Origin of the sequence: Thauera sp. WH-2 (assembly GCF_048321015.1) — a bacterium.
Taxonomy (GTDB): Bacteria; Pseudomonadota; Gammaproteobacteria; order Burkholderiales; family Rhodocyclaceae; genus Thauera.
In genome coordinates this window covers 1-16110 of sequence record NZ_JBLWFG010000016.1, presented here as the reverse complement: position 1 = coordinate 16110, position 16110 = coordinate 1, and the positions used below count along the sequence as shown (strand labels likewise).

14 protein-coding genes are annotated in these 16110 nt (G+C 63.6%); 3 read left to right on the top strand and 11 right to left on the bottom strand.

Annotated elements, in window-relative coordinates; all coding sequences use genetic code 11:
• Nucleotides 1–125: 125 nt before the first annotated feature.
• A complete protein-coding gene (guaA, locus tag ACNKW1_RS15540; protein ID WP_418365488.1) occupies nucleotides 126–1691 on the bottom strand; it encodes a glutamine-hydrolyzing GMP synthase in 1566 nt (521 codons plus the stop codon).
• 74 nt (nucleotides 1692–1765) lie between these two features.
• A complete protein-coding gene (gene guaB / locus ACNKW1_RS15535; protein ID WP_418365487.1) occupies nucleotides 1766–3229 on the bottom strand; it encodes an IMP dehydrogenase in 1464 nt (487 codons plus the stop codon).
• Between the two features lie 81 nt (nucleotides 3230–3310).
• On the opposite strand from guaB, the gene ACNKW1_RS15530 reads away from it, so the two are divergent.
• Nucleotides 3311–3808 (top strand): DUF4124 domain-containing protein, encoded by a 498-nt coding sequence (locus tag ACNKW1_RS15530; RefSeq protein ID WP_418365486.1) that lies wholly within the window; start codon nucleotides 3311–3313, stop codon nucleotides 3806–3808.
• 84 nt (nucleotides 3809–3892) lie between these two features.
• Here the strand turns inward: ACNKW1_RS15530 and ACNKW1_RS15525 are convergent, their stop codons facing one another.
• Complete coding sequence (locus ACNKW1_RS15525; RefSeq protein ID WP_418365490.1) at nucleotides 3893–4219, bottom strand: RnfH family protein; 327 nt, start codon at nucleotides 4217–4219, stop codon at nucleotides 3893–3895.
• Entirely contained in the window at nucleotides 4219–4674 is a 456-nt protein-coding gene (locus tag ACNKW1_RS15520) for a type II toxin-antitoxin system RatA family toxin (RefSeq protein WP_418365489.1), read from the bottom strand. Before ACNKW1_RS15520 ends, ACNKW1_RS15525 begins: the two co-directional genes overlap by 1 nt.
• A gap of 123 nt (nucleotides 4675–4797) precedes the next feature.
• Between ACNKW1_RS15520 and smpB the strand changes: the two genes are divergently transcribed.
• Nucleotides 4798–5244, top strand: coding sequence for an SsrA-binding protein SmpB (smpB, locus tag ACNKW1_RS15515; protein ID WP_418365485.1), 447 nt, complete (start codon nucleotides 4798–4800; stop codon nucleotides 5242–5244).
• A gap of 22 nt (nucleotides 5245–5266) precedes the next feature.
• Here the strand turns inward: smpB and ACNKW1_RS15510 are convergent, their stop codons facing one another.
• A complete protein-coding gene (locus ACNKW1_RS15510; RefSeq protein WP_418365484.1) occupies nucleotides 5267–5839 on the bottom strand; it encodes a YIP1 family protein in 573 nt (190 codons plus the stop codon).
• A 182-nt stretch (nucleotides 5840–6021) separates the two neighbouring features.
• Between ACNKW1_RS15510 and ACNKW1_RS15505 the strand changes: the two genes are divergently transcribed.
• Nucleotides 6022–6429, top strand: coding sequence for a MarR family winged helix-turn-helix transcriptional regulator (locus tag ACNKW1_RS15505; protein WP_418365483.1), 408 nt, complete (start codon nucleotides 6022–6024; stop codon nucleotides 6427–6429).
• Between the two features lie 107 nt (nucleotides 6430–6536).
• Here the strand turns inward: ACNKW1_RS15505 and ACNKW1_RS15500 are convergent, their stop codons facing one another.
• The 6 genes from ACNKW1_RS15500 to ACNKW1_RS15475 form a co-directional block, all read right to left on the bottom strand.
• On the bottom strand, nucleotides 6537–7262 hold the full coding sequence (locus ACNKW1_RS15500) for a response regulator (protein WP_418365482.1): 726 nt from the start codon (nucleotides 7260–7262) through the stop codon (nucleotides 6537–6539).
• Nucleotides 7262–9232 carry a type IV pili methyl-accepting chemotaxis transducer N-terminal domain-containing protein gene (locus tag ACNKW1_RS15495; protein ID WP_418365481.1) on the bottom strand — a complete coding sequence of 657 codons (1971 nt, stop codon included), beginning with the start codon at nucleotides 9230–9232 and terminating at the stop codon, nucleotides 7262–7264. Before ACNKW1_RS15495 ends, ACNKW1_RS15500 begins: the two co-directional genes overlap by 1 nt.
• A gap of 80 nt (nucleotides 9233–9312) precedes the next feature.
• Complete coding sequence (narI, locus tag ACNKW1_RS15490) at nucleotides 9313–9999, bottom strand: respiratory nitrate reductase subunit gamma (RefSeq protein WP_418365480.1); 687 nt, start codon at nucleotides 9997–9999, stop codon at nucleotides 9313–9315.
• 10 nt (nucleotides 10000–10009) lie between these two features.
• Nucleotides 10010–10558, bottom strand: a complete 549-nt coding sequence (narJ, locus tag ACNKW1_RS15485; protein WP_418365479.1) for a nitrate reductase molybdenum cofactor assembly chaperone — start codon at nucleotides 10556–10558, stop codon at nucleotides 10010–10012.
• A 13-nt stretch (nucleotides 10559–10571) separates the two neighbouring features.
• Nucleotides 10572–12143 (bottom strand): nitrate reductase subunit beta, encoded by a 1572-nt coding sequence (narH, locus tag ACNKW1_RS15480; protein WP_418365478.1) that lies wholly within the window; start codon nucleotides 12141–12143, stop codon nucleotides 10572–10574.
• Nucleotides 12144–12178: 35 nt separating this feature from the next.
• Nucleotides 12179–15934, bottom strand: a complete 3756-nt coding sequence (locus ACNKW1_RS15475; protein WP_418365477.1) for a nitrate reductase subunit alpha — start codon at nucleotides 15932–15934, stop codon at nucleotides 12179–12181.
• Between the last annotated feature and the right edge of the window lie 176 nt (nucleotides 15935–16110).

The following is a 16110-nucleotide window of genomic DNA, read 5'->3' as shown; positions in this document are numbered from 1 at the left end:
GGAAGCCGAAGCATGCGGGCTCAAACGGGGCTACGTAAGAATGGGGTTCGTGGAGCGCTTACCGCAATTACGCGGGCTTCAGAGCATTTCATGCCATCAGGTGCCTGACGGTGCCAGACGCGGGATCATTCCCACTCGATCGTCGCCGGCGGTTTGCCGGAGATGTCGTACACCACGCGGTTGATGCCGCGCACCTCGTTGATGATGCGGCTGCTGACCTTGCCGAGCAGGCTGTGCGGAAGTTCCGCCCAGTGTGCGGTCATGAAGTCCTGCGTTTGCACCGCACGCAGCGCGACAACGTACTCGTAGGTGCGGCCGTCGCCCATCACGCCAACGCTCTTCACCGGCAGGAAGACGGCGAAGGCCTGGCTGGTCTTGTCGTACCAGTCGGCGGCACGCAACTCGTCGATGAAGATCGCGTCGGCCTGGCGCAGCAGATCGGCGTATTCGTGCTTGACCTCGCCGAGGATGCGCACCCCCAGGCCAGGCCCGGGGAAGGGGTGGCGATAGACCATGTCGTGTGGCAGACCGAGCGCCACACCGAGCTCGCGCACCTCGTCCTTGAACAGGTCGCGCAGTGGTTCGAGCAGCTTCAGGCCCAGGGTTTCGGGCAGACCACCGACATTGTGGTGACTCTTGATGGTGTGCGCCTTCTTGCTCTTTGCGCCACCCGACTCGATCACGTCGGGGTAAATGGTGCCCTGCGCCAGCCACTTGGCGTTCGGAAGCTTCTTTGCCTCGGCCTGGAAAACCTCGACGAATTCGCGGCCGATGATCTTGCGCTTCTGCTCGGGGTCGGTGACCCCCTTGAGGTGGCCCATGAACTGTTCGGTGGCATCCACATGCACGACCTTGGCGTGCAGTCGGCCGGCAAACATCTCCATCACCAGCTTGCCTTCGTTGAGACGCAGCAGGCCGTGGTCGACGAACACGCAGGTGAGCTGGTCCCCGATTGCGCGATGGATCAGCGCCGCTGCCACTGAGGAGTCGACGCCGCCCGACAGACCAAGGATGACCTCCTCGTCACCGACCTGCTCGCGAATCCTCTGCACCGCCTCGGCAATGTAGTCGGGCATGTTCCAGTCGTGGCCGCAACCGCAGATGTCATGCACGAAGCGCCCGATCATCTCCTTACCTTTGATCGTGTGTGTGACCTCGGGGTGAAACTGCACGCCGTAGAACCCACGCACCTCGTCGGCCATGGCCGCGATCGGCGTCGCCTCGTTGCTGCCGATGATCTTGAAGCCCGGCGGCAACCCGGTGACCTTGTCGCCATGGCTCATCCACACGTCGAGCAGGCCATGACCCTCGGCGTTGGTCCGATCCTGGATGCCTTCGAACAGCTTCGAGTGCCCATGCGCACGCATCTCGGCATAGCCGAACTCGCGCTTGGCCGAGCTCTCGACCTTGCCGCCGAGTTGGCTGGCCATGGTCTGCATGCCGTAACAGATGCCCAGCACCGGCACACCCAGCTCGAACACCGCCTGCGGCGCACGCCACTCCTCCGCTTCGTACACCGAGTTCGGACCGCCCGACAGGATCACGCCCTGAGCACCGAAACTGCGCACGAATTCGTCGGACACGTCGAAGGGATGCAGCTCGCAATACACCTGCTGCTCGCGCACGCGACGTGCGATGAGCTGCGAAACCTGGGAGCCGAAATCGAGAATGAGGATCTTCTGGTGAGCCATGGGCGCGAACGTCTCTAGCGTCTTGAAAAAGGAAAGGCGGCTTCGCAGCCGCCCGGAAATACGAACCAGCCCGATCAGCTGATCTGGTAGTTGGGCGCTTCCTTGGTGATCTGCACGTCATGGACATGCGACTCACGCATGCCTGCCGAGCTGATCTGCACGAATTGCGCTCGCTCATGGACTGCCGGAATGTCCGGGCAGCCGAGATACCCCATGGAAGCCCTCAGGCCGCCGACGAGCTGGTGAATCACGACTCCGACCGGCCCCTTGTAGGGCACACGGCCCTCGATGCCCTCGGGGACGAGCTTGTCGATGTTGCCGGTGTTCTCGTCCTGGAAATAACGGTCGGCGGCACCCTTCTCCATCGCGCCCAGCGAGCCCATGCCGCGATATGCCTTGTAGGTGCGCCCCTGGTACAGGACGGTTTCGCCCGGCGCTTCCTCGGTGCCGGCGAACAGGCCACCGAGCATCACCACGTTGGCGCCCGCAGCGATCGCCTTTGCGATATCGCCGGAAAAGCGGATGCCGCCGTCGGCGATCATCGGCACGCCGGATCCGGCAAGCGCGTTGGCAACGTTGTCGATGGCCGTGATCTGCGGCACGCCCACACCCGCAACGATGCGCGTGGTGCAGATCGACCCCGGGCCGATACCCACCTTGACACCATCGGCGCCGGCATCGACCAGCGCGCGCGCGGCATCGGCGGTGGCGATATTGCCCCCCACCACCTCGATCTGAGGGAAGCGTTTCTTGACCCAGTTCACGCGGTCGAGCACGCCTTGGGAGTGACCATGGGCAGTATCGACCACGATCATGTCCACGCCGGCCTCCGCGAGCAGCTCGGCACGCTCCTCGGTGCCAGCCCCCACGCCGATCGCCGCCGCCACGCGCAGCCGCCCCTGCTCATCCTTGGCGGCGCTGGGGTGCTCGGTGGACTTCATCATGTCCTTCACGGTGATCAGCCCGCACAGCTCGCCGGCATCGTTGAGCACCAGCACGCGCTCGAGGCGATGCACGCGCAGCAGCTCACGCGCCTCATCGAGGCTGGCGCCTTCACGCACGGTAACCAGCCGCTCCTGCGGCGTCATGATCTCCGAGACCAGCGCATCGAGCTTGGTCTCGAAGCGGGTGTCGCGGTTGGTCACGATCCCCACGACCTTGCGGCCCTGCACCACCGGCACGCCAGAGAAGCGGTGCTGACGCTGGAGCGCGATCACTTCGCGCACCGTCATCGTCGGCGGGATGGTGATCGGGTCCTTGAGGATGCCCGATTCGTGGCGCTTGACCTTGTGCACCTCGGCAGCCTGCTCCGCCGGGCTGAGGTTCTTGTGCACGACGCCGATGCCACCTTCCTGCGCCAGCGCGATCGCGAGGCGGCTTTCGGTCACCGTGTCCATCGCGGCCGAAACGAGCGGGATATTGAGACGGATGCGGCGAGTGACCTGGCTTTGCAGGCTCACATCGCGCGGAAGAACCGTGGAGTGGGCTGGAACGAGAAGGACGTCATCGAAGGTCAGCGCCTTCTGAATCACTCGCATGGCTTTTTTCCTTTCGACCAAATCCGTATTATACAGAGCGTCAGAGCGTGGTGTAAGCAGCGCCCTCCGGAGATTTTCTCGATGATTCGTCGCCCCCTGTTGCTCGTCGCCCTGCTCCTCTCCCTGCCTGCCGCTGCGCAGATCTACAGTTGGAAGGACAAGGACGGGCGCGTGCACTATTCCGACACCCCGCCGCTCACCGGCGAAGTCAGTGTCGTACAGGGGACACGCGCTCCGCGTCCTGCTGCCGCGACAGCGGCAGATAGCCCCGCCGCCGATGGCGCGAGCGAAACAGCCGGGGCGCCGAAGGGGCCGCCGACGCTCGCTGAACGCGAGCAGGCCTTCCGCGAACGGCGCGCGGCCGAGGCAGAGGCAGCGGCGAAAGCGGAAGAAGCTGCAGCGCGCGATGCCGAGCGCGCCCGCTTCTGCGAACAGGCACGCAACCAGCTCACGGCCCTGCAGTCGGGGCAGCGTGTCAGCCGCTTCAATGCAGCGGGCGAGCGCGAATACCTGGACGATGCTGCGCGCAACGCAGAAGCGCAGCGCCTGCAGCAGCAGATCTCCGAACACTGTAACTAACCCAGGCCTTGAACCAGAACGCCAGGCCTTGAGCCAGAACGAGCGAGCCAAAGAGTGCGCGCCCCCACTCGCGCGCTGGGCGGCTCAAGCCTCCTCGTCGGCGGACCCGCCCCCTTTCTTCATCACCTTGCCTTCGTCGGCGCGCTTCTTGCGCACGGCCTTCGGGTCGGCGATGAGCGGCCGGTAGATCTCCACACGGTCACGGTCGCGCAGCGCGGTATCGGGCTTCACCAGCTTGGCGAAAATCCCCAGCTTGTTGTTACGGGCGAGATCGATTTCCGGGTACTTCTCGAGCAGACCCGACGCCTGCACCGCATCCCCAGCGGTCGCACCCTCCGCCAGGCTCAGCGGCACGAGCTCTGCCCGTTCGGGCAAGGCATACACCACTTCCACATGGATCATCTCGCCCATCATCGAACTCCTGCCGAGCCAGCCGGTTTGTAGATCTCGCCCGCACGCTTGACGAAGGAATCGACGAAGGTATTGGCGATGTGATTGAACACAGGCCCCAGCACCTTTTCCAGCAGCTTGCTCGCAAACTGGTAACGCAGCTGGAATTCCACCTTGCACGCAGTGTCGCCAAGCGCAGTGAACTGCCAGTGGCCGTCGAGATGGGTGAAGGGACCATCGGTCAGGCGCAGCTTCATCTCGACCGGATATCGTTTTTCGTTCTCGGTGCTGAAATGCGCCTTGATGCCGTGATAGTTGATGTAGAGCGTTGCCGCCGTAACCGTGTCGGTACGCGCATGGACCACTGCGCCGCCGCACCAGGGAAGGAAGTGCTGGTAGTCCTCGCACCGGTCCACGAGTTCGAACATCTGCGCCGGGGTGAATTCGATCAGTACGAGCTTGTTGACTTCGGCCATGGGCGAGCGGTGAATCGGCACCGTGACCGGAACGGGCACGCGACCGAACTGTTAAAATGCGCAATTCTACCGCATGCGCAACTCGGTTTTCCGCGCTGCGCCGCCCTCCGGGACAGCACCACCATGAGCATCATCGAAAATCGCAAGGCCTTTCACGAATACTTCATCGAGGAAAAGCACGAGGCCGGCATGGTCCTCGAGGGCTGGGAGGTGAAGGCCATCCGCGCCGGGCGCGCCAACATCAAGGAATCCTACGTGGTCATCCGCGGCGAGGAAATCTTTCTTTTCGGCATGCACATCGCACCGCTCACCACCGCCTCGAGTCACGTGCACCACGACCCCACGCGCACGCGCAAGCTGTTGCTGCACAAGAAGGAAATCGCGCGCCTGATCGGCAAGGTCGAGCGCGCAGGCTACACGTTGGTGCCGATCGACATGCACTACAAGAAAGGCCTCATCAAGATCGAGATCGGGCTCGCCAAGGGCAAGAAGCTGCACGACAAGCGTGAGGATGAGAAGAAAAGGGACTGGGAGCGCGAGAAGCAGCGCCTGATGCGCGTGAAAGCCTGAGCGCCCCCATCCTGAGAACCCCTCAGAGCAGAATCAGCGCTCCAGCTGCCACGCCGAGGAGTGCGAGCCAGACGAGCGCCCCGAAGCTCATCACCTGCACCGCCACCTCACTCGCGTAGACCGGCTCGTGAACGCCCAGAAGGCGATCGACGCCATGGCGCACCAGCATCGCCGACGCGCCCAGCGAGAGCAGGCCGATGATGCCCATGAACCAGACGCTCCCGAACAGCACGGCGAGTGACGACAGCCACAGCGGAATCGGCGCGATGGCGGCAACCGCATACGCGTCGTGCAGGTTATTGCTGCCCTCCTTGGCCATGGACGCCAGGCGGATCGAATTCGCCATGATCGGAACGCTGAAGTGCTCCGCCACGAAGAAGATCACCGCGGCAATCAGGCCATTGCCAAACGTCACGCCGGGGAACATCTCGGCCGCCATACCGCCCGAGGCGACCAGAATCATCAGCGGCGGCAGCAGGGACAACGGCAACACGACGCGAAGGAACATCACATCCATCGACGGGCGCAGGCGCGCCACCAGGTCCCAGCCCTCCCGACTGGAGATCACCATGCGGGGAAACTGCATCACTTCCATGATCTTTCCTCCTCTGCCGGATGAAGGCAGGTCTCTGGTGGACAGGATTGCCCGCCACGCCCGCCAATGCATCACACTTTGATATTAATCGTGATCCGGCAGATTGCAAGGGCGATCTCGTGCACAGAATCCACTGCGGCGGATACCGAACCATGCTCGGTTGGCGATAGAATCGCGGCATCATGAGCACGCCACTAGACAAGTCCGAATTCGAGGCCCTGGCCGATTTCCGCTATCAGTTGAGACGCTTCCTCCGCTTTTCCGAAGTGCTCACGCGACGCCACGGCATCACCAACCTACAATACCTGTTGCTGCTGCAGATCAAGGGCTTCCCCGGACGAGAGTGGGCAAACGTGGGCGAACTCGCGGAGCGCCTTCAAGCGCACCAGCACGGGGCCGTCTCCCTTGTTTCGCGCTGCGAAAAGCTCGGCCTGGTGGAGCGACGCCCCGGACGCGACGACCGCCGCGCAGTCGAGGTACACCTGACCGCCGCCGGGGAAGCGCTGGTGGCCCGCATCGCTGCACGTCACCGCGACGAGCTCCGCTCCCTGCAGGAACTGCTGGGCGGCGTGTTCGGAAGGCTGCACTGAACTGAAGGCTGCACCGGGCCGATGCCTTCATTGCGGACCACTGCGCTGCGCCGGCGCCAGGCATCTTCTTTGATCGAGGGCCCGCGCACGCGCCGGCCCGGCACGGCTCAAGCGTCGGGCGCAGACTCCAGCCCGTTCTCCACCGCATACACGGCGGCCTGAACGCGGCTGCTCAGGTTGAGCTTGCGCAGCATGTTCTGCACGTGGATCTTTACCGTGCTCTCGGCCAGGTCCAGCGCGCGTGCGATCTCCTTGTTGCTCTGCCCGCGCGCGATGAGCTGCAGGATTTCCCGCTCGCGCGGAGAAAGCCGGTCCAGTTCCCCCCCCTCGGGCGCGCTGCGCGGTTCACCCGTCGTCCGCAGCGGGGTGCTGCGGGCGGGCTCGGGCACCGAGCGGCCGGCTTCAGCGCGCACGCCATTGAGCAGCTTGCCCATCATCTGTGGCGACACGACCGATTCGCCCTGGGCCGCGGTCTTGATCGCAGAAACCAGGGTCTCAGCCTGGATGTTCTTCAGCAGGTAGCCGCAGGCACCGGCACGCAAGGTCTCGATCAGGTCGTCCGAGTCTTCGGACACTGTCAGCATCAGCACCCGCGTGTCTGGCACCTCCTCTAGCAGCAGGCGCGCCGCCTCGCGACCGGAGAGTCCGGGCATGTTGTTGTCGAGCAGCACGACATCGGGTTTCAGCTGTCCGGCGAGGCGGATACCCTCTCGCCCGTCGCCAGCCTCGCCGACGACGTCGAAGCAGGGGTAGCTCTGCAGCAGCGAGCGGATACCACTGCGAAAGAGCGTGTGGTCATCCACGAGCAGGACGCGTATCACGGATTCGGTCATCAGGCTTCCACCTTGTTCGATCTGGGCAGTTGAAGGCGTATCTCGGTGCCGCGCCCGGGCGAGGAGCGAACCGCAAACTGTCCGCCGATGCGCAGTGCGCGTTCACGCATGATGTGCAGGCCGATGTGCGCCTCGGTGTCGAGACTCTCGTCATCCTCGACGAAGCCGACCCCGTCATCACGGACGGTCACCGCCAGCCCGTCGCGCCCGCGCCGCAGGCCTACCGAAACCGCTTTTGCGCCCGCATGCTTGCGCACGTTGGAGAGCGCCTCCTGGACGATGTAGAGCACCTGCGTCTCGGCTTCCGGGTCAAGCGGCGCACCATCGCCCTGGACATCCAGGTCTGTCGCCACCCCGGTCTGCTCGGCCAGGCGGCGCAGTGCGGATGCAATCGCCGCATCGAGGTCCTGCATCTCCACCCGGGTGCGGAAGTGCACGAGCAGTTCGCGCACATCCTCATAGCTCTCCTGGATACCGCGACGGAGCATTTCCACCGTCGCGGCAACGTCCTTCTCGCGATGTTCCGCGAGGGCGCGTTCCAGCATCTGCACCTGCAAGTTGAGGAATGCCAAGCCCTGGGCGATCGAATCGTGCAGCTCGCGCGCCAGCAGGTTGCGCTCTTCGGACACCGCCAGCTCGCGCTCACGCGCATGCAGGCGCTGGTTCTCGATGGCCGTGCCGAGTTGCTGCCCAAGTGTCTCGAGAAGCTGGCGATCCGTATCACTGATCGGTTGCGAATGGCCGTAGAAAAGGTTGAAGACGCCCAGCGAGCGCTTGTTGGCCGTGATCGAGGTTGCCGAGACGGTGCGGAAGCCGGCACGCGCACAGGCGTCCCGGGTGACATCCAGATTGGCCGCCAGCACGTCGAGGGTCAGCGAGCGTCCGCCGCTTTGTGCAGCCTCGCCACAAACACATTCGCCACAGGCGAGCACCTCCTCGCGATCGAGGAATTCTTCGCCCAGGCCGTCATGTACGATCATGCACAGGTTGCGCGAATCAAGATCGAGCAGCCGCGCCGAACTCGCCACCGCGCCCATCGCCTTCTGCACGCGCTCGAGAAAACCCTTGCACAGGGTATCGACATCGGCCGGTTCACGCAGGAACGCAACCACGTCGTAGAGGATCTCCAGCTCGCGGTTTTTCTGCTCGAGGCTCCGCGTCTTGGAAGCGACGCGCTCCTCGAGCGTGTCGTATACATGCTGCAAATGCGCCGCCATGCGGTTGAAGCCATCAGAAAGCTCACCGAACTCGTCATTCGAGAGCACGGGAACACGCGCATCGAAGTCCTCCTCGCTCATGCTCTGAACGCCCTCGTGGAGATCATGCAGCGGGCGGATCACAGTGACGAAGAAGAAGCGAAGCAGCAGAATGGTGCCGATCACCGCGAGCGCGATCAGCGCGACCTGCGAAGAGCGCAGGATGTTGGTGTTGCGCGCGTAGTTGTGCTCCATGCGCAACACCAGCTCATTGATGATGGAGACGAACTGCGGCGCCAACTCATCGAACTCGGCAGCCAGCGCGCTCCGTGCGCCAGGCGTCGGTGCGGCGCCGATGCGCGCGAGCAAGGGGCGAACCTGGTCATGCCACTGGGAGGTCATGTCCTCCAGGGCGGCAGGGATATCGTCTCGCTTCGGCACGAACAGCGGACGCGTCGGGTCGCCGGTGCGCAGTCCATTCAGGACGCGCTCGAACTCGTCGATGCGTGCGTGCAGATCGGCCGCAAACTGTGCGTCGGGCGTGGCCCCGCTTCCTGCCCGGGCGACGAAGTGGGCGAACCGGTACACCCGCATGCGCAGGCTGCCGGCATCGTTGATCGCCGCCGCCGCCCCCTCGAGGTGCCAGGAGATGAACAGGGTCAGGGTGATCGCCGCCAGCGCTGCCAGGAAGAACGCGAGCAGGATGGCGGTGATCTTGGTCGAAAGCCCCGCGTTACGGCCGAGCATGGTTTGAAGGAGACTCTTCTCGTGCATGGGCGCACGCTAGGGGCAAGAAGCGAAAAAGGCAAGGCATCCGGCCTTGCGGCCGTGTGCCTTGCCTCCTGTCGCCAGCCTCAGGCGCGCTTGGTGCGAACGATCTGGTAGGCGCGCGTCAGGTAGTTGAACGGCGCGGTCAGGATGTGCACCAGGCGGGTGAAGGGGAACACCAGGAACACCGTCAGGCCGAAGAAGATGTGGAGACGGAAGATCGGGTCGACCTGCTCCATCAGCTGCGGCTGCGGGTTCAGCAGAAGGATGCTCTTCACCCACTCGGCCAGGGCCAGCATCACTGCAGGGTCACCCTTGTTGGCGTGGCCGATCGAGAACGGCACGGTCAGCAGGCCCAGGATCAGCGTGATCATCAACCAGGTGATGATGAACACGTCGGCACGACGGCTGTTGATGCGAACGCGCGGATTGTACATGCGGCGATACCACAGCATGGCGCCGCCGATCAGGCAGGTGATGCCGAAGATCGCACCCGCGGTGAGCGCAATCCACTGGTGCGCAAGGTCGGAGATCCCGAGCGCCAGCCACAATCCATGCGGCAGTACCAGGCCAGCGAAGTGGCCCAGGAACAGCATGATGATGCCGACGTGGAACAGATTGCTCGCGAGCATCATCCCCTGCTTGGAGAGCAACTGCGACGAGTCGGTTTTCCAGGTGTACTGCTCGTTATCGTAGCGGATCCAGCTACCGATCACGAACACGGTCAGCGCGATGTACGGGTAGACCCCGAATAGCAGATTGCACAGAGACATCTTCTTCTCCTCAGGCGGCCTGGCGGGCCAGCGAGCTGTGGTTTTCGATCACGCGGACGAGCACTGCATAGGGGCTCTCCGCCTTTTCCAGGTTGGTCGCGAGCACGTTGAATACCTTCACCGCGTCAGTCAGGAACACGCGCGCCTCGATCTCCTCGAGTTGCGACACGAACTCCAGCATCATCGGCAGGTAGTCCGGGATCTCGTGTTCGTCGTGCTGCAGTCCATAGGACTTGTAGAACTCCGACAGGTCGATCAGCGCGGGGCCACGGTTCTTGTCGTCACCGAAAACGTGGTGCGTCAGGTGAAGGCTGTGCTCCGGGGTGAGGTCGAAGGTCTTGACGTAACGCCCCTCGAGCTCGGTCTGGTCCTGCGCCAGCATCCAGTCAATGAAACCGGCGATGCTGGCATGTTCGGACCCGGTGAACACCTCATCGGTGTCCACCGAGCGGACCAGACCCAGCGCACCGCCCTGCCCGGAGACCGCGGCGCGCAAGTCGCCGACGATCTCACCGCCCGGATAGTCGAGCAGCACGGCAAGCAGCTTGTAGGTCTGCATGATTCCTGTCTCCTCAGTAACGCTCGCCGGTGACGTCGTGCATCTCGTCGGCGTGCGGTGCCGGCGTGCGCGGCTCCATCGACTCCCTGCGGCGTTCGGGGAACAGCGAGTTCGGCGAAATACCGACCGACGAGGCGCTGCCGAAGCTGAAGCCGGCCTGGCCCTGGAAGCCGTGGTAGTCCTCGAGGCGCATCTCTTCCTTTGAGGTCGGAATCACGAAGCGGTCTTCGTAGTTCGCGATCGCCAGGTAGCGATACATCTCCTTGGCCATGTCCTCGGTCATGCCGACGGCCTCGAGACCACGCGTATCCGGCGTGCCCTCGACGTGCACCGAACGCTGATACGAGCGCATCGCAATCATGCGGTTGAGCGCGTCGATGATCGGCTGCTCCTTGCCTGCGGTCATCAGGTTGGCGAGGTACTTGACCGGCAGGCGCATGGCAGAAGCCTTCGGGATCACGCCGTCGGCCTCGGTCGGCAGCGCCTTCTGGTCGATCTGCGACTGCACCGGCGAGAGCGGCGGCACGTACCAGATCATCGGCAACGTGCGGTACTCGGGGTGCAGCGGGAAGGCGATCTTCCACTGCACCGCCATCTTGTAGATCGGCGACTTCTGCGCGGCAAGGATCCAGTCGTCGGTGATGCCGTCCTTCTTGGCCTGGGCGATCACGGCCGGATCGAACGGATCGACGAACATGTCGAGGTGGGCCTTGTACAGGTCCTGCTCGTTGTCGGTGCTGGCGGCGTCCAGGATCTTGTCGGCGTCGTACAGGATGATGCCGTTGTAGCGGATGCGGCCCACGCAGGACTCGGAACAGACGGTCGGCAGGCCGTTCTCGACGCGCGGGTAGCAGCCGACGCACTTCTCGGCCTTGGACGACTCCCAGTTGAAGAACACCTTCTTGTACGGGCAGCCCGAGATGCACATCCGCCAGCCGCGGCAGCGGTCCTGGTCGGCAAGCACGATGCCGTCTTCCTCGCGCTTGTACAGCGCGCCGGACGGGCAGGACGCCACACATGCCGGGTTGATGCAGTGGTTGCAGATACGCGGCAGGTACATGTGGAAGGTGTTCTCGAACTGCTTGTACATTTCCTTCTCCATGTTGGAGAAGTTCTTGTCACGAGCACGAGAGGCGAACTCGCCGGCGAGGTCGTCTTCCCAGTTCGGGCCCCAGGTGATCTTGTCCATCTTCTCGCCGGTGATCTGCGAAACCGGACGCGCAGTCGGCGCGGCCTCGGACAGCGGCGCGTTCTGCAGACGGGCGTAGTCGTAGGTGAAGGGCTCGTAGTAGTCGTCGATCTCGGGCAGGTTCGGGTTGGAGAAGATCTGCACGATCTTCTTCAGGCGACCGCCGGCCTTGAGCTCGAGCTTGCCATTGAGCTTGGTCCAGCCGCCCTTCCACTTCTCCTGGTTCTCCCATTCCTTCGGGTAACCGATTCCGGGCTTGGACTCGACGTTGTTGAACCATGCGTACTCGACGCCCTTGCGGTTGGTCCACACGTTCTTGCAGGTCACCGAGCAGGTATGGCAACCGATGCACTTGTCGAGGTTGAACACCATCGCGAATTGCGCGCGGATTTTCATGTGTATCTCCTGAATCTCTGGTCTCGAGTCGGCGCTTACTTCTTGCCGATGCCCACGGGGTTGCGCTGGGCTTCGCGTTCGGGCGTGAGCGGGCGCTCCAGCCAGTCGATGTCCTGGTCCTCGATCTTGTGGATCACCACAACCTCGTCACGCTGGCAACCGACGGTGCCGTAGTAGTTGAAGCTGTAGGCCAGTTGCGCATAGCCGCCGACCATGTTGGTGGGCTTGACGATGACGCGGGTGACCGAGTTCAGGATGCCGCCACGCTTACCGGTGGTGTTCGAGCCGGGCACGTTCACGTTCTTTTCCTGCGCGTGGTACATGATCGCCATGCCGCGCGGGATGCGCTGCGAGACCACCGCACGGGCAACGGTCGCGCCGTTGGCGTTGATCGCCTCGACCCAGTCGTTGTCCTTGATGCCGATGCTGGCAGCCTCTTCCTCCGACAGCCAGACGTACGGGCCGCCACGGAACAGGTTCAGCATGCGCAGGTTGTCCTGGTAGCTGGAGTGGATGCCCCACTTGGAGTGCGGGGTGATCCACGACAGCGTCAGGTGCGGCTTGCGACGCACGCTGTCGGGCACGTTCTCGTGCGCCTTCAGGTCGACCGGCGGCTTGTAGGCGCAGAAGCCTTCGCCGAAGTCGAGGAACCACTCGTGATCCTGGTAGAAATGCGCACGGCCGGTCAGGGTGCGGAACGGGATGTGCTCGTGGATGTTGGTGTAGCCCGCGGTGTAGGACACGGTCTCCGACTCGATGCCCGACCAGGTCGGCGCAGTGATGATCTTGCGCGGCTGGGCGACGATGTCGCGGAAGGTGATCTTGTCCTCGTGACGGCCGGCGTACAGGTGGTGGTGGTCGATGCCGGTCTTCTTCGACAGCGCGCTCCACGACTTGTGCGCCACTTCGCCGTTGGTCTCGGGCGCCATGCGCATGACCGAGTCACAGACGTAGATGTCTTCCTCGAGCGAAGGCATGCCCTTCGAGACACCCTCGACCTGCACCGGGTAGTTGCACTTCTTGAGCTCTTCGTATTCCTGGGTGGTATCCCAGTCGAGGCCTTTGACGTTGTTACCCAGCTTGACCATCAGCGGGCCGAGCGCGATGTACTTGTTGTAGATCTGCGCGTAGTCACGCTCGACAAGCTTGAGCATCGGCATGGTCTTGCCCGGGATGGGCTCGCACTCGCCGTACTTCCAGTCCTTGCCCACACCCATCGGGGTTGCCAGTTCCATCGGCGAGTCGTGCTGCATCGGCAGCGCCACGACGTCCTTCAGCGTACCGAGGTGCTTGGCGCCCAGGGCGCTGAAGGTCTTGGCCAGCGTGCGGAAGATCTGCCAGTCGGACTTCGACTCCCAGCCCGGGGTCACCGCCTCACCCAGCGGGTGGATGAACGGGTGCATGTCGGTGGTATTGAGGTCGTTCTTCTCGTACCAGGTCGCGGTCGGCAGGATGATGTCCGAGTAGGCGCCGGTCGAGTTGAGACGGAAGTTGATGTCCACCATCAGGTCGAGCTTGCCGGTCGGGCCGTGCTCGTGCCACTTCACTTCCTTGCAGTTGTTACCCGCGCCGCCTTCCTGCATCACGCCGTTCTGCGCGCCCAGCAGGTGCTTGAGGAAGTACTCGTGGCCCTTGGCCGAGGAACCGATCAGGTTGGCGCGCCACACGATCAGGTTGCGCGGCCAGTTCTCCTCGGCGTCCGGATCGGCGAAGGACACGTCGAGCGCACCCGACTTGAGCTGGTCGACCACGTACTTCGACACGCTCGCCTCGTCGCTGGCACCCGCCTTGGCGGCTTCGGCGGCGAGCTCGATCGGGTTGCGGTTGAAGTGCGGTGCCGACGGCAGCCAGCCCATGCGCACCGCTTTGACGTTGTAGTCGGCGAGCGCCAGGCCCTTGTTGCGGCAAGGACCGGCGGGCGACAGCAAGGCGTCGGCGTCGATCGTCTCGTAGCGCCACTGGTCGGTGTGGAAGTACCAGTACGAGGTCGAGTTCATGTGGCGCGGCGGACGCTGCCAGTCGAGCGCGAACGCGATCGGCGCCCAGCCGGCCTGCGGACGCAGCTTCTCCTGACCCACGTAGTGCGCCCAGCCACCACCGGTCTGACCCACGCAGCCACACATGTGCAGCAGGTTCATGATCGAGCGGTAGGCGAGGTCGTTGTGGTACCAGTGGTTGATCGCGGCCCCCATGATGACCATGGAGCGGCCCTTGGTCTTGGAGGCGTTGTCGGCGAACTCGCGACCGGTACGCTCCAGATCGGCCGCCTTGACGCCGGTCTGCTTGGCAGCCCAGGCCGGGGTGTACGCCACCGAGGCGTCGTCGTAGGACGAGGCCACGTTGCCACCGCCCAGACCGCGATCGATGCCGTACTGCGCGACCTGCATATCGAACACGGAGGTGACGAAAACTTCCTCGCCGCTTGCAAGCGTCAGGCGACGCACGGGTACGTTGCGGTACAGCAGCTCGTTCTCGCCCGGCACGAAGTGCGGGAAGCCCACGGAAACGACATCGTCACGGCTGTCGATGCAGGTGAGCTCGGCCTCGGTCTCGGCCTGGTCTGCACCGGCCTTCTCCAGCAGGTTCCACTTGCCTTCTTCACCCCAGCGGAAGCCGATCGAACCGTTCGGCGCAATGAAGCGGCCGCCCTTCTTGTCGAAGACGATGGTCTTCCACTCGGGGTTGTTCGACTCGCCGAGGTTGTTGTCGAAGTCGGAGGCACGCAGGTTGCGGTCCGAAACATAGCCTTCGCCGTGCTTGCGCAGCACCACCTGCATCGGCAGGTCGGTGTACTTGCGCGCGTACTCGGTGAAGTACGGGTCCTGCTTCTCGACCAGGAACTCCTTCAGTGCGACATGCCCCATGGCGAGGAAGGCTGCGGCGTCGGTGCCCTGCTTGACCGGCATCCACAGGTCGGCAAACTTGACGTATTCCGCGTAGTCCGGCGCCATCGAGACGATCTTGGCGCCCTTGTAGCGCACTTCGGTGGCGAAGTGCGCGTCAGGGGTACGGGTCATCGGCAGGTTGGCGCCGGTGATGATCAGGTAGGTCGAGTTGTACCAGTCGGCGGCCTCGGGCACATCGGTCTGCTCGCCCCAGGTCTGCGGCGAGGCTGCAGGCAGGTCACAGTACCAGTCGTAGAACGAGCCGCAAGCGGCGCCGATCAGCGACAGGTAACGCGCGCCGGCGGCGTACGAGATCATCGACATCGCGGGAATCGGCGAGAAACCATAGATGCGGTCCGGACCCCACTTCTTGATGGTGTAGACGTTGGCTGCCGCCACGATCTCGGTGACCTCGTCCCAGTTGGTGCGCACGAAGCCGCCCAGGCCACGCACGTGGACGTAGCGGTCGCGCTTGGCGGGATCCTTCTGGATCGCCTCCCAGGCCTCGACCGGGTCACGACCCGCCTTGCGCTCTGCACGGTACAACTCGAGCAGGCGACCGCGGATCATCGGGTACTTGATGCGGTGCGGCGAGTACAGGTACCACGAGAACGAGGCGCCACGCTGGCAGCCGCGCGGCTCGTGGTTAGGCAGATCCTCGCGGGTGCGCGGATAGTCGGTCTGCTGCATCTCGAACGAAACCAGGCCGTTCTTGACGAAGATCTTCCACGAACAGCCGCCGGTGCAGTTCACACCATGGGTGGAGCGCACCACCTTGTCGTGGCGCCAGCGGTTGCGGTAGGCATCCTCCCAGTTGCGGTCTTCATTGGTGACGATGCCATGCCCATTCGAGAAGGTGTCCTTGACCTTGTCGAAAAACCTCAGGCGATCGAGAAAATGACTCATGGTTTGCTCCTCTCAAGTCGTCGCTTCGTTCGTCAAGCGCGATCGGTAAAACCCGTAAGTGAAAAACGGAAATCGTGAATCGAAGAATGAATCAGGGGTTCTTGATATACGCGTCCTTGCGCAGGTAGAACCACCAGTTGATGACCACGCAGATGGCGTAGAACACCGCGAAGCCA

Bases quoted from the DNA above. Each gene is read 5' to 3' on its own strand.
- ACNKW1_RS15495 (WP_418365481.1), bottom strand. From the start codon at position 9,232: ATGCACGAGAAGAGTCTCCTTCAAACCATGCTCGGCCGTAACGCGGGG.
- ACNKW1_RS15520 (WP_418365489.1), bottom strand. From the start codon at position 4,674: ATGGCCGAAGTCAACAAGCTCGTACTGATCGAATTCACCCCGGCGCAG.
- narH (WP_418365478.1), bottom strand. From the start codon at position 12,143: ATGAAAATCCGCGCGCAATTCGCGATGGTGTTCAACCTCGACAAGTGC.
- ACNKW1_RS15500 (WP_418365482.1), bottom strand. From the start codon at position 7,262: ATGACCGAATCCGTGATACGCGTCCTGCTCGTGGATGACCACACGCTC.
- ACNKW1_RS15525 (WP_418365490.1), bottom strand. From the start codon at position 4,219: ATGGGCGAGATGATCCATGTGGAAGTGGTGTATGCCTTGCCCGAACGG.
- smpB (WP_418365485.1), top strand. From the start codon at position 4,798: ATGAGCATCATCGAAAATCGCAAGGCCTTTCACGAATACTTCATCGAG.
- ACNKW1_RS15510 (WP_418365484.1), bottom strand. From the start codon at position 5,839: ATGGAAGTGATGCAGTTTCCCCGCATGGTGATCTCCAGTCGGGAGGGC.
- ACNKW1_RS15530 (WP_418365486.1), top strand. From the start codon at position 3,311: ATGATTCGTCGCCCCCTGTTGCTCGTCGCCCTGCTCCTCTCCCTGCCT.
- guaB (WP_418365487.1), bottom strand. From the start codon at position 3,229: ATGCGAGTGATTCAGAAGGCGCTGACCTTCGATGACGTCCTTCTCGTT.
- guaA (WP_418365488.1), bottom strand. From the start codon at position 1,691: ATGGCTCACCAGAAGATCCTCATTCTCGATTTCGGCTCCCAGGTTTCG.
- narI (WP_418365480.1), bottom strand. From the start codon at position 9,999: ATGTCTCTGTGCAATCTGCTATTCGGGGTCTACCCGTACATCGCGCTG.
- ACNKW1_RS15475 (WP_418365477.1), bottom strand. From the start codon at position 15,934: ATGAGTCATTTTCTCGATCGCCTGAGGTTTTTCGACAAGGTCAAGGAC.
- narJ (WP_418365479.1), bottom strand. From the start codon at position 10,558: ATGCAGACCTACAAGCTGCTTGCCGTGCTGCTCGACTATCCGGGCGGT.
- ACNKW1_RS15505 (WP_418365483.1), top strand. From the start codon at position 6,022: ATGAGCACGCCACTAGACAAGTCCGAATTCGAGGCCCTGGCCGATTTC.